9 protein-coding genes are annotated in these 13,080 nt (G+C 72.8%); 6 read left to right on the forward strand and 3 right to left on the reverse strand.

Going from position 1 to position 13,080, the window contains the following annotated elements:
- Positions 1–22: 22 nt before the first annotated feature.
- Entirely contained in the window at positions 23–2,167 is a 2,145-nt protein-coding gene (locus tag AXW62_RS18355) for an NHLP family bacteriocin export ABC transporter peptidase/permease/ATPase subunit (protein ID WP_338916862.1), read from the forward strand.
- A 1-nt stretch (position 2,168) separates the two neighbouring features.
- On the forward strand, positions 2,169–5,039 hold the full coding sequence (locus AXW62_RS18360) for an NHLP bacteriocin export ABC transporter permease/ATPase subunit (protein ID WP_060945481.1): 2,871 nt from the start codon (positions 2,169–2,171) through the stop codon (positions 5,037–5,039).
- A gap of 78 nt (positions 5,040–5,117) precedes the next feature.
- Here AXW62_RS18360 and AXW62_RS18365 read toward each other — a convergent pair whose 3' ends face one another.
- Positions 5,118–6,683, reverse strand: a complete 1,566-nt coding sequence (locus AXW62_RS18365; protein WP_060945482.1) for an MDR family MFS transporter — start codon at positions 6,681–6,683, stop codon at positions 5,118–5,120.
- Positions 6,684–6,828: 145 nt separating this feature from the next.
- Between AXW62_RS18365 and AXW62_RS18370 the strand changes: the two genes are divergently transcribed.
- The gene (locus tag AXW62_RS18370) at positions 6,829–7,404 is read left to right on the forward strand and encodes a TetR/AcrR family transcriptional regulator (RefSeq protein WP_060945483.1); all 576 of its coding nucleotides are present in this window, start codon (positions 6,829–6,831) and stop codon (positions 7,402–7,404) included.
- 548 nt (positions 7,405–7,952) lie between these two features.
- Entirely contained in the window at positions 7,953–8,471 is a 519-nt protein-coding gene (locus AXW62_RS18375) for a CAP domain-containing protein (protein WP_060945484.1), read from the forward strand.
- A gap of 1 nt (position 8,472) precedes the next feature.
- Here AXW62_RS18375 and AXW62_RS18380 read toward each other — a convergent pair whose 3' ends face one another.
- Entirely contained in the window at positions 8,473–9,156 is a 684-nt protein-coding gene (locus AXW62_RS18380; RefSeq protein WP_060945485.1) for a TetR/AcrR family transcriptional regulator, read from the reverse strand.
- Between the two features lie 90 nt (positions 9,157–9,246).
- Between AXW62_RS18380 and AXW62_RS18385 the strand changes: the two genes are divergently transcribed.
- Entirely contained in the window at positions 9,247–10,215 is a 969-nt protein-coding gene (locus AXW62_RS18385) for an NAD(P)-dependent alcohol dehydrogenase (protein ID WP_060945486.1), read from the forward strand.
- 163 nt (positions 10,216–10,378) lie between these two features.
- Positions 10,379–12,685 (forward strand): HelD family protein, encoded by a 2,307-nt coding sequence (locus AXW62_RS18390; RefSeq protein WP_060945487.1) that lies wholly within the window; start codon positions 10,379–10,381, stop codon positions 12,683–12,685.
- Here the strand turns inward: AXW62_RS18390 and AXW62_RS18395 are convergent.
- Positions 12,616–13,080, reverse strand: a 465-nt coding sequence (locus AXW62_RS18395) for a 3-keto-alpha-glucoside-1,2-lyase-like domain-containing protein (protein ID WP_060945488.1), incomplete at its 5' end; no start/stop codon positions are given. The two genes, AXW62_RS18390 and AXW62_RS18395, sit on opposite strands and share 70 nt — an antisense overlap.

A 13,080-nucleotide genomic window follows, 5' to 3' on the forward strand; every position in this document is an offset into this window, starting at 1 on the left:
GGGCAGGACCGGGCGCCGCCGCGTGCGCACCCCCACCGTGCTCCAGATGGAGGCGCTGGAGTGCGGCGCGGCCTCGCTCGCCATGGTGCTCGGACACTACGGACGCCATGTGCCGCTGGAGGAGCTGCGGATCGCCTGCGGCGTCTCCCGGGACGGCTCGCGCGCCAGCAATCTGCTCAAGGCCGCCCGGGCTTACGGTCTGCGCGCCAAGGGCATGCAGATGGAGCCCGAGGCCCTCGCCGAGGTGCCGGCCCCGGCGATCCTGTTCTGGGAGTTCAACCACTACGTCGTCTACGACGGCATGGGACGGCGGTTCGGCAAGCGCGGGGTCCACATCAACGACCCCGACAAGGGACGCCGTTTCGTCCCCGTCGAGGAGTTCGACACCAGCTTCACCGGTGTGGTCCTGGTCTTCGAGCCCGAGGAGTCCTTCGAACGGGGCGGACGCCGCCCCGGGGTGCTCGGCGCCCTGCCCCCGCGCCTGCGCGGCACCGCCGCCACCTTGCTGGCCTCGCTGCTGGCCAGCCTGCTGCTGGTGGCGGTGGGGGCCGCGGTGCCGGCGCTCAGCCGCACCTTCATCGACGGTTTCCTGATCGGCGGCCAGGACTCCACGCTGGCCCCGCTGTTCACCTCCATGGCCGTGGCCATGGTGCTGACCGCCGTGCTGACCGGTGTCCAGCAGGCCAACCTGCTGCGCGGACGCATCATCTCCTCCACGCTCAGCAGCGCGCGGTTCCTGCGCCACCTGCTGCGGCTGCCCGTCACCTTCTTCGCCCAGCGCAGCCCGGCGGACCTGGTCCAGCGGCTGCGCTCCAACGACACCGTCGCCGAGACGCTCGCCCGCGACCTGGCCGCGGCGGCCGTCGACGGCGTCGTCGTGGTCCTGTACGCCGTTCTGCTGTGGACCTACGACCCCCAGCTCACCCTCGTCGGCGTCGGCCTCGCGCTGCTCAACGTGGTGGCGATACGGGTGGTGGTGCGGCTGCGCGCCACCAGGACCCAGAAACTGCGGGCCGACACCGCGCGGCTGACCACCACCTCGTACACCGGCCTCCAGCTCATCGAGACGGTCAAGGCCACCGGCGGTGAGACCGGCTACTTCCGACGCTGGGCCGGACAGCACGCCATCACCCTGGACGAGCAGCAGCGCCTCGGCGTGCCGAGCGCCGTGCTGGCCGTGGTCGCCCCCACCCTCGCCACGCTCAACAGCGCCCTGATCCTGTGGATCGGCGGGCTGCGGGCCGTCGACGGCCATATCTCGATCGGTCTGCTGGTGGCCTTCCAGGCGCTGGTGACCCGCTTCACCGCGCCCATCACCCGGCTCAACGGAGTGGCCGGCCGAGTCCAGGACTTCTCCGCCGACGTGGCCCGGCTCAAGGACGTGGAGAACTTCCCGGTGGACTCCCTCTACACCCGCGACGAGCCGCGGGCGGACACCCGCAGGCTGACCGGTCAGGTGACGCTGGAACACATCACCTTCGGCTACAACCCGCTGGACGCACCGCTGCTGCGCGACTTCTCGCTGTCCGTCGGCCCCGGTCGGCAGGTAGCGCTGGTGGGCGCCTCCGGCAGCGGCAAGTCCACCGTCTCCCGGCTCGTCTCCGGTCTCTACACCCCCTGGGAGGGGGTCATCCGCATCGACGGACAGCGCCTGGAGGACATCCCCCGCGGGGCGCTGGCCGCCTCCGTCTCCTTCGTCGACCAGGACGTCTTCCTGTTCGAGGGGACGGTCCGGGACAACGTGGCGCTGTGGGACCCGTCGATCCCGGACGACGCCGTGGTGGAGGCGCTGCGGGACGCCGCGCTCTACGACGAGGTGATCGCGCGGCGTCCGGAGGGCATCCACTGCCGGGTGGAGCAGGACGGCCGCAACTTCTCCGGAGGCCAGCGGCAGCGGCTGGAGATCGCCCGCGCCCTGGTGCGCCGCCCCAGCGTGCTGGTGCTGGACGAGGTCACCAGCGCCCTGGACGCGCGGACCGAGCAGATCGTCATGGACAACCTGCGCCGCCGCGGCTGTGCCTGCGTGGTGATCGCCCACCGGCTCAGCACCGTGCGGGACAGCGACGAGATCCTCGTCCTGAACCGCGGCACGGTCGTCGAACGCGGACGGCATGAGGACCTCGCCGCCGCCGGGGGCCCGTACGCCGAGCTGATGAAGGAGCACTGACATGGCGTCCGTTCACCCGGCCGCGGCCGTGGCCGCGGACGGCGACGACGCGGTGGTCCGGGCGCTGGGCGCCCTCGGCACGCCCGTGGAGGGCGCCGGGCTGCGCAGCCTCCCGCTGGAGGGCCCGCAGGTGCTCTGGCTCGTCACCGGCGGTGCCCTGGACCTGTTCGCGGTCGACGCCGCCGCGGAGGGGCAGTGGCACCACCTCGGCCGTCTGGAGGCGGGCGCGGCGCTCCCGGGCCCGGTCGAGGGGCCGCGGCACACCCTGCTGGGCCGCCCCTCCCAGGACTGCCTGGTGCGCCGTATCCCGCTGCGCGAGCTCTACCGCCCGGAGGCGTACGACCCGTACGGCGCGGCCCCGGCCGGCGATCCGTACGCCCCTTACGGGGGCGGGTTCCAGGACACCCCGCCCACACCGCTGGAGCACGCCGTGGCGCTCGGGGTGAGCCGCAGCCTCGGTGTGCTCTTCCAGGCCCCGCTGGACGGCGGGGCGGCGCCCGACGCGGAGGCGGCCGACGAGGACCTGCTCTGGCTGCCGGTGCCGCCCGGCAGTGTGCGCTACGGGGCCGAGTACAGCGCCCAGGCCGCCGGGGACCTGCTGATCGACGGCGCACTGTGGCAGCGGATGGTCAACCAGCAGTACCGCCTCGGCACCGCCGTGGACCGCTGGATCGAGACCATGGAGCGGGCCCACGCCGACCGCACGGCGGCCGGCATCCGCGCAGGTGAGGCCGTGCGTACCCGCGCCGACCAGGCGCTGATCGCCTCCATCGGGGGGCCGCGCCGCGAGCGGCGGCCGTCGCGGGAGGACACCGACGACGCCGTGCACGCGGTGTGCCGCCGCGTGGCGGAGGCCGCCGGGATCACCCTGCCCGAGCCGCCGAGGGGACACGTCGCCGACGACCGCACCGATCCGGTGGAGCGCGTCGCCGCCCACGCCCGGATCCGTACCCGCGCCGTCCGGCTGGAGGGCCGCTGGTGGCGGGAGGACGCCGGACCGCTGGTGGGCTACCGCGCCAAGTCCGGGGCCCCGGTGGCGCTGCTGTGGCGGCGCGGCCGGTACGAGGCGGTCAACCCCGCCTCCGGCCTGCGGCTCCGCGTCGGCCGGGACAACGCGGAGCAGTTCGAGCCGCGGGCCGTGATGTTCTACCGCCCGCTGCCCGACCGGCCGATGACGGTGTGGCGGCTGATGCGCTTCAGCGCCCGCGGCGCCGCCCCGGACCTCCGCAACCTGCTGATCGGCGGGCTGGTGACGGTGGCACTGGGCGCGCTGGTGCCCCTCGCCACCGGCCAGGTGCTGGGCGGATTCGTGCCCCGCGCCGAGAAGAGCCCCATCGTCCAGATCTCCCTGGCCCTGATCGTCGCCAGTGTCGTCGCGGCCGCCTTCGCGCTGCTGCAGAACCTGACCCTGCTGCGGCTGGAGGGGCGGCTGGAGTCCACCCTCCAGCCCGCGGTGTGGGACCGGCTGCTGCGGCTGCCCACCACGTTCTTCGCCCAGCGTTCCACCGGGGAGCTGGCCAGCGCGGCCATGGGCATCAGCACCATGCGCCGGGTGCTGTCCGGGATCGCCCCCACCGTTCTGCAGGCCGCCACCGTGGGCGCGATGAACCTCGCCCTGCTGCTGTACTACAGCGCCTCCCTGGCGCTCGCGGTGATCGCCATGCTGCTGGTGGTCTGCGGGGTCTTCCTCGGCATGGGGCTGTGGCAGGTGCGCTGGCAGCGGCGGCTGGTGGAGAGCGAGAACAAGCTCAACAACCAGGCGTTCCAGACCCTGCGCGGGCTGCCCAAGCTGCGGGTCGCCGCGGCCGAGAACTTCGCCTACGCGGCGTGGGCCCGCGGTTTCGCCCACTCCCGCGATCTGCATCAGCGCACCGGGCGCATCAAGAACCTCACCCAGGTGCTGGACGCGGTCTACCTCCCGCTGGTCTCGCTCATCGTGTTCATGCTGCTGGCCGGTCCGGCGCGGGGCAGCATGTCGGCGGGCGCCTTCCTGACGTTCAACACCTCGGTGACCATGCTGCTCACCTCCCTGACCCAGCTCACCGGCGCCCTGGTCTCGGTGGCCGCCGTCCTGCCCCTGTTCGAGCAGGTCAAGCCGATCCTGGAGGAGCCGCCGGAGGTACGTGGCGGCAGCGCCCAGCCCGGGGTGCTCTCCGGGGACCTCCGGGCCAGGAACCTCACCTTCCGTTACGGCGACGACGGGCCGCTGGTGCTCGACGACGTCTCCCTGGAGGTCCGGCCGGGCGAGTTCGTGGCCGTCGTCGGCCCGAGCGGCTGCGGCAAGTCGACCCTGCTGCGGCTGCTCATCGGCTTCGAGCGGCCGGTGTCCGGCAGTGTGCTCTACGACGGCCAGGACCTCGCCGCCCTCGACCAGGCGGCCGTGCGCCGCCAGTGCGGGGTGGTCCTCCAGAACGCCCAGCCCCTGGGCGGTACGGTGCTGGACTGCATCCGCGGCGCCGAGCCGTACACGCCCGAGGAGGCCATGGAGGCCGCCGAACTGGCGGGTCTGGCCGAGGACATCCGCCAGATGCCCATGGGGCTCCAGACCATGATCTCCGGCAGCGGCGCCATCTCCGGCGGTCAGCGGCAGCGGCTGATGATCGCCCAGGCGCTGATCCGCCGTCCGCGCATCCTCTTCTTCGACGAGGCCACCAGCGCCCTGGACAACGAGACCCAGCGCGTCGTCATCGACAGCACCCGCCGCCTCAACGCCAGCCGGCTGGTGATCGCGCACCGGCTGTCGACCGTCATGGACGCCGACCGCGTCCTGGTGATGGAGGACGGCCGGATCGTGGAGCAGGGCGCCCCGGCCGAGCTGATGGCCCTGCCCGGCGGCAAGCTGCGCGAACTGGTGCGGCGTCAGACGCTCTAGCTAGCCGCGCTGCCCGGGGACGTCGGCGACGGGCGGCGGGCCCCGGCGGGGCCATCGGCTCGGCCGGATGTCCGCGGCTTACGGGGCGGCCGGGCTGGTGGCCCCCTCGGCCTTCTGCGGCTGGGCCGCCGGGCCGGGCCTGCCGCGCAGCGGGACCTCCTGGACGCACAGCGCGGCGACGAAGGCCACGGCGCACACCACGGCCGCGGTCAGGAAGATCCGCTGGGTGCCGGTGGCGGCCGCGTGGAGGTAGCCGTCCCGGGCGGCCTGGGGCAGCCGGGCCAGCGCCGCGGGGTCGGGCCGGACCTGGCCCGCGTCCGCTCCGGCGGGCGCGTGGCCCTGGAGGGCGCCGGTGAACAGCGACCCGAAGACCGCGACGCCCAGGGAGCCGCCGATGGTGCGGAAGAGGTTGACCGTCGCGGAGGCGGCACCCATGTCGCGCATCTCCACACTGTTCTGCGCGATGGTGGTGACCATCTGCATCTGGCAGCCCATGCCGGTGCCCACCAGGGCCATGAAGCACCCGGTGGCCGTGCGGGAGGTCGAGGTGTCCATGGTGGCCAGCAGGGACAGCCCGACGGCCATGCAGGCGGTGCCGAGGATCGGGAAGATCTTGTACCGGCCGGTGGCGGACATGACCTTGCCGCCGACCTGGGACATGATCACCACGGGGATCATCAGGGGGAGCAGCAGCAGACCGGAGCGGGAGGCGGAGACGCCCTGGACGGTCTGCTGGTACAGCGGCAGATACAGCGAGCAGCCGAACATGACCACCCCGCCCACCAGGATCAGCGAGGACGCCAGCGGGAAGTTGCGGTGTCCGGTGAAGATACGCAGCGGCATCAGCGGTTCGGCCGCGCGCCGCTGCCGGGCGACGAAGGCGGCCACGCCCGCCGCGGCGAGCGCGAACAGCCCCAGGATCCGCCAGGAGGTCCACGGGTAGGTGGAACCGGCCCAGGTGGCGGCCAGGGTCAGGGAGCAGACGGTGGCCGTCATCAGCGTGATGCCCGGCCAGTCGATCCGGGCCCTGGCGCGGGTGGCGGGCAGCCGCAGCATCAGCTGGCACCAGACCAGGGTGAGCACGCCGAGCGGCAGATTGATGAAGAAGGCCCAGCGCCAGCCCAGATGGCCGGTGATGAAGCCGCCGAGCAACGGGCCGCCGACCGTGCCGATGGCCATGACGGAGGCGGTCATGCCCTGGTAGCGGCCCCGCTCCCGGGGCGGCACCAGCGAGGCGATCAGGGCGAAGGCGCCGGCCCCGATCCCGCCGGCGCCCAGTCCCTGCAGGGCCCGGAAGACGATCAGCTGGGTCATCGAGTGGGCCGCGCCGGACAGCGCCGAGCCGAGCACGAAGACGACGACGGCGATCAGGTACATGTGCTTGCGGCCGTACAGATCGCCGAACTTGCCCCAGACGGGGGTGGACGCGGCGGTGGCCAGGGTGTAGGCGGTCACCACCCAGGAGATGTGCTCCAGACCGCCGAGGTCGCCCACGATCGTCGGCATCGAGGTGCCGACGATCGTGGAGTCGAGCATCGACAAGAGCATCGCCAGCAGCACCCCGAGCAGGGCCAGACGGACGTTTTTCGGGGCGGTCTCCGGCGGGGCGGAACCGCCGTTCCGCGGTGCGTCGGATACGGACATGGCTGATCGCTTTCTTCTCGGCGCGCTCGGCGCGGCGTCCTCGGGTGGGGTCCCGAACAGAAGAGCACATCCAATAAAAAAGTGCAACGACACAACTTTTCTAGCCGGTGCACCCGCAGGGTAGGCTGGTCCCGTGAGCGAGACGATGGGGCGCCGTGAGCGCAAGAAGGCCGCCACCCGCCAGGCGCTGGCGGACGCGGCCCTGAGACTGTTTCTCGACCGTGGCTACGACCAGGTCAGCGTCCGGGACATCGCGGAGGCCGCCGATGTCTCCACCACCACGGTCTTCAAGCACTTCCCCAGCAAGGAGGCCCTGGTCTTCGACCAGGACACCGACCAGGAGGCCGCCCTCATAGCCGCCGTGCGCGACCGGCCCGAGGGGGTTTCCGTCCCCGACGCCCTGCGCGACCACATGCTGCGGCTGCACGCCGACGGCGACGACGACCCCGGGCTGGCGCGGTTCATCGAGCTGACGGAGAGCACCCCGGCGCTGCGGGAGTACGGCCGCCGCATGTGGATGCGCCACGAAGCCGCGCTCGCCGCCGTCATCGCCGAGGACGCCGGCGCCCCGGAGGGCGACCCCGCGTGTGCGGCGCTCGCCCGCTTCGCGCTGGAAACGGTCGGCTTCGCACGGGGCCGGAGCGACTCCCGGCGGGCCGTCGAGGCCGCCTTCGACCTCCTCGCGCATGGCTGGTCCGTGGCCGCTCGGCGGATGTCGTAGCGCGGCCGGGCCGGCGGTGGTGCGGCGGCGGCCGGACGCGGTGGCGGGCCGGTCGGCGGCGACGCGTCCGGCGGCTGCTCCGCCGACGCCCGCCCGCCGGCGAGTCCGGCCACCCGGTCACGGGTCACGCGGTCACGGGTCACGCGGTCACAGGCCACCACCCGGTCGCGGGTCACCCGGCCGTCGGCCACCGCCGTCGGCCGCTCCGCCACGTCATGACATCTCTCACACCGGCCGCCCGGAGCGAATCGGGCGTAGGGCCGCATACCGGCCGGGCGACATAGGATTCTTTTCCGCTCTGTCGGATATGAACGCTTCGGGGTGCCAGGGAGCCGCTGCGCTCCGGCCCCTTCGTCCACTCGCCTGGTTGCCGGGTTCTCTGATGGCGCGTCGGGCCGACCGGGCCCTCCCCGGAGCCGGCTGAGCACGTCCCGCCGCTGATCGCAAGCGCCGTCACCCGCTGCGAAAGTCTGTCCTACGAACACGTGTTGCCCCGCGTGGCCGACCGCTCCAAGAATGACGGGCCTCAACCGAGTGTGAGGTCACGTATGAGCAAGCATCGCGGCAGCACGCCGCACCACCGCACGATAGCCATCGCCGCGCTCGCCGCGGCCGCCGTGGGCATTCCCTCGGCCGCGATGGCGCAGTCCGCGGCCCCCGCGGGCGCCCCCTCCGCCGCTGCCACGGCGGCCACCGCCCGGCAGCAGGTGGTGGATCTGGTCAACAGCGAGCGCGCGAAGGCCGGTTGCCGGCCGCTGACCGTGAACGAGAAGCTGGCCGAGGCCGCCCAGAAGCACAGCGAGGACATGGCGGCGCACGGCAAGATGTCGCACACCGGCTCCGACGGGTCCTCCCCGGGCGACCGGATCGAGCGGGCGGGCTACTCCTGGCGCGCCTACGGCGAGAACGTGGCGTACGGCTATGACTCGCCCAAGAGCGTCATGGCGGGCTGGATGAACAGCTCCGGCCACAAGGCCAACATCCTGAACTGCGACTTCAAGGAGATCGGCGTCGGCCTGGCGCAGCCCGGCAACTACTGGACGCAGGACTTCGCCACCGCCCGGTAGCTCATTCCCCGGGTGTCCGGGGCAACCGGCCCAGCCCCAGCGGGGCGGGTGGTGGGAGGGGGCGGGCCGGTTCGGCCCGCCCCGTCTCGAAGGACCGCAGGAGGTGGGCGACCAGCCGCCGGGACGCGGCCGGTGCGGTCGCGGCGTCGCCGATGACACCTCGGTTGGCCAGGAAGACCAGGCTCAGGTCGGACACGTCGAAGTCCTCGCGCAGCCGCCCCGCGGCCTTGGCGCGCCGGACCACCTCGGCGAAGCCCTCTTCGATGCGCGGCAGCCCCCACTCGAAGCCGGCCGAGTCGGGGAACGATGACAGCAAGGCGTCGTTGAACTCCCGGTCCTGCGTCTGCGAAGCACACACCGTCTCGATGATCCGGCGAAAGGCCCGCCACGGGTCGTCGTCGGCCAGGGCGTCGTCGACGACCGCCGCACAGGCGGTGAACTCGTCCGAGAACACCTCCGTGACCAGCGCCTCCCGGGTGGGGAAGCGCCGGTAGAGCGTGGCCACCCCGACCCCGGCATGACGGGCGATGGTGGCCATCGGCACATCGAGCCCACGCGAGACGAACAGCGCCCGTGCCGCCTCGAGGACGCGCCGGCGGTTGGACGCCGCGTCGGACCGCAACCCCGGACTTCCGGTGTCCCGAACACCGGTGGCGGGCGCTATATGAGAGACGTGAGCAGGCATGTTTCTCACCTTATGCCGACCGGGCGGTTTCCCTCTTCGCTCGCATTAGCGTGGCGGCCACCCCGATGTGCGAAAGGGAAGATGAGGGCGATGAGCGAGATGCGCGCGGCGCGGTACGACCGGTACGGACCTCCCGAGGTGCTGTACGAGGGCACCCTGCCGAAGCCGGTGGCCGGTCCGGGCGAGGTTCTGGTCAGAGTGCACGCCACGAGTGTGAACGGCGGCGAGCTCTCGGGCCGGGTGGGCAAGCTGAAGCTGGTGACCGGAAGGAAGTTCCCGAAGGGCATCGGCGTCGACATCGCCGGGGAGATCGCCGAGGTGGGCTCCTCCGTGCGCCATCTCGCGGTGGGCGACCGGGTGTGGGGCACGATGCCGCACCTGACGTTCGGGGCGGCCGCCGAGTACGTGGCCGTCCGGCCCCGTCAGCTCTCCTTCGCCCCGAAGGCCCTCGACCTGGTCCGGGCCGCGGCCCTGCCCGGCGTCGGCACCACGGCCATCACCGCGCTGCGCGACAAGATCGGGCTGAGGGGCGGCGAGCGGTTGCTGGTGCGTGGCGCGGCCGGCGGTGTCGGCAGCGTCGCCGTCCAGCTCGGACATGCGCTCGGCGCCCATGTCACCGCGCTCGCCGGAGCGGCCGCCCTCGACCTCGTCCGGGAGCTCGGCGCCGATGAGGCCCATGACTACCGGACCACCGGCCCGGCCGCCCTGGGGCCCTTCGACGCCGTACTGGACACGGTGGGCACCGGACTCGGCGCCTACCGCCGACTGCTGTCGCCCGGTGGGCGCATGGTGTCCATCGCCTTCGACGCCGACCGCCCGCTGTCCTCGCTGGGCGCCGTCCTCGTCTCCGGCGTGCACGGCTCACGGCGTATCCGGTTCTTCACCGGAAACCCCCTGCACCGGCTCTTCGCCGACCTGGCCGGATATGTGGAGCGGGGGGCCGTCCGGCCGGTCATCGACACCGTCCACCCGCTCTCCGGGATCGCGGCGGCCCACCGCGCGCTGGAATCCGGCGGTGTCCGCGGCAAACACGTCATACGTGTCCTGAAGGAGGGATGAGGGGCCGTCATCCGGGAGGGGTGAGCGAGCACAAAAAGAGAGAAACACCCCGGCTGCCTTGACGGCCGGGGTGTTTCTCCGCGTATATTGAGGATTTCCGTGTGCTCATGTTTTGCGGCATGCGGAAACCTGATGAAGTCATCGTATCCCGGCGGGAGTCGAATTGTCAAATGAGGAATGGGACCGTGAGCAAGAATTCCTTGATCTGCTCAACGGGCGCCTCGCCGAGCTCAGAGCGCGGGCCGAGGACGCGGTGACCGAAGCACTGTCCCTGGAGGGCACCACCTTCCAGGCCCGGCTGGAGCGCGATGTGCTGGTGGCCGAGCGGTCCGGGCTGCTCGCCGCGTTCGAGGCGGGGGAGCGGGGGCTGTGCTTCGGCCGGCTGGTGTTCCGCGACGGCCGCGACCACCACATCGGCCGCATCGGCATCCGCCGCGACGACGCGGACCGCACCCCGCTGGTCATTGACTGGCGGGCCGATGTGGCGCGCCCCTTCTACCTCGCCACCGGGCACACCCCCATGGGGCTGCGCCGCAGGCGCCACATCACCACCGAGGGCGCCAGGGTCACCGGGTTGCACGACGAGATCCTGGACCTCTCGGACACCATACGGACCGGGCACGAGGGGTCCGACGCGGACGCGGTACTGCTCGCCGCGCTCGATGCCGCGCGCACCGGCCGGATGCACGACATCGTGCAGACCATCCAGGCCGAACAGGACCGGATCATCCGCGCCCCGCACCACGGGGTCCACGTCGTCGAGGGCGGCCCCGGCACCGGCAAGACCGTGGTGGCGCTGCATCGCGCCGCGTATCTGCTCTACGCGCACCGCGAGTCGCTGGCCCGCCGCGCGGTGCTGATCGTCGGACCCAACCCGGCGTTCCTCGGCTACATCGGGGAGGTGCTGCCCTCGCTGGGCGAGACCGGCGTACTCCTCGCCACGCCCGGCGAACTCTTCCCCGGAGTGACGGCCACCGGAACCGACACCCCCGAGGCCGCCGAGGTCAAGGGCCGCGCGGAGATGGCGGATGTGCTGGCCCGCTTCGTACGGGACCGGCAGTCGCTGCCCGACCCCGCGATCGTGATCGAGCACGACGACGGTGAGCTGGTGCTGGACCAGGACATCGCGTCCGACGCGCGCCACCGGGCCCGGGAGACCGGACTGCCCCACAACCTCGCCCGTCCGCACTTCGCGTTCCAGGTCATCGACGCCCTCACCCGGCAGCTCGTCGACCGGATCGGCGCGGACCCCTACGGCGGGCCCAATCTCCTCGGCGCGGACGACGTCGCCCAGCTCGGCAAGGCGATCGCGGTCAGCCCCGCGGTGCACTCGGCCATCGAGGAGCTGTGGCCCTCCCTCACCCCGGAGCGGCTCGTCGCCGACTTCCTCACCGACCCCGTCCACCTCCCCGAAGCGGACGCCGCCGCGATCCGCCGCACAGACGGCGAATGGACCCCCGCCGACATCCCGCTGCTGGACGAGGCCGCCGAACTCCTCGGCCACGACGACTCGGCGGCCCGCGCCCGTGCGGAGGCCGAACGCCAGGAGCGCATCGACTACGCGCAGGGTGTGCTCGACCTCTCCTACGGGTCCCGCACCCAGGAGTTCGAGGACCGCGACGACGAGGACTCCGAGGTACTGGCCGCCCACGACCTGATCGACGCCGAACGGCTGGCGGACCGCGCGGAGGAGCGCGACCACCGCAGCGCCGCCGAACGGGCCGCCGCCGACCGCACCTGGGCCTTCGGCCACATCATCGTGGACGAGGCCCAGGAGCTGTCCGCGATGGCGTGGCGGCTGCTGATGCGGCGCAGCCCGACCCGTTCGATGACCCTGGTCGGCGACCCCGCGCAGACCGCCGAACCGGGCGGCTGCGGCTCCTGGTCGGCGATCCTGGAGCCGTACGTCGGCGACCGCTGGGAACACACCCGGCTCGGCGTCAACTACCGCACCCCGACCGAGATCATGGAGGTCGCGGCGCGGGTGGCGCGCACCGCCGACCCCGCCTTCCGGCCGCCGCGCTCGGTCCGCGCCACGGGGGTGCGGCCCTGGGCGGAGCGCACCGGCGACCTGCCCGGCGCGGTGGCCGCGGCCGTGGCGCGGGAGACCCGCTCCGAGGGCCGGATCGCGGTGATCGCCCCGGTGGACCGGCATGACGCGCTGTCGGCCGCCCTGCCGGACGCGTCCACCGGCCGCTCACCGGACCTGACCAGCCCGGTGGTCCTGCTCGGCCCCCGCCAGGCCAAGGGGCTGGAGTTCGACACGGTGATCGTGGCCGAGCCCGCGGAGTTCGGCACCAGCGACCTCTACGTGGCGCTCACCCGGGCCACCCAGCGGCTGGGCGTGGTGCACACCGGGCCGCTGCCGGCGGGTCTGGAGGACCTGGCCGGCCCGGCGGATCAGGAGGAGCCGGACGGCTCCGCGTCAACCGTGATGTCCCGGAACTCCGCGCGGGCGTCCTCGGTGTAGGCGCCCACACTGCCCGCGGTGTAGGGGCGTTCCCGGTCGGTGAAGCCCACCACCTGACGGTCGTCCACCGACACCGTCATGCGCGGACCGCGCTGCCGGACCCGTACGTCCGACCAGTCACCGACCGGGAAGGGGCGGGTGCCGGTGGCCAGGAACCGCTGCCCGCCCCGATAGGCCGGGTCCCGTTTCCCCAGTTCCCAGCCGTTGGGCTTGAGCACCACGTAGTAGAAGTGCTCCGGGTCGGTGTACGCCCACACCAGCCACGCCACTTCCCACGGATTGGGCTCGGGGGTGCGCAACTGCTCCGCCGTGCGCATCCGGGCCCGGAAGTCCACGCGTTCGTACCGGGCGGTGGAGACCACCAGACAGGCGTGGGTGCGGTCGTCACGGCGGGC

Origin of the sequence: Streptomyces hygroscopicus subsp. hygroscopicus, from assembly GCF_001553455.1 — a bacterium.
Taxonomy (GTDB): Bacteria; Actinomycetota; Actinomycetes; order Streptomycetales; family Streptomycetaceae; genus Streptomyces; species Streptomyces hygroscopicus.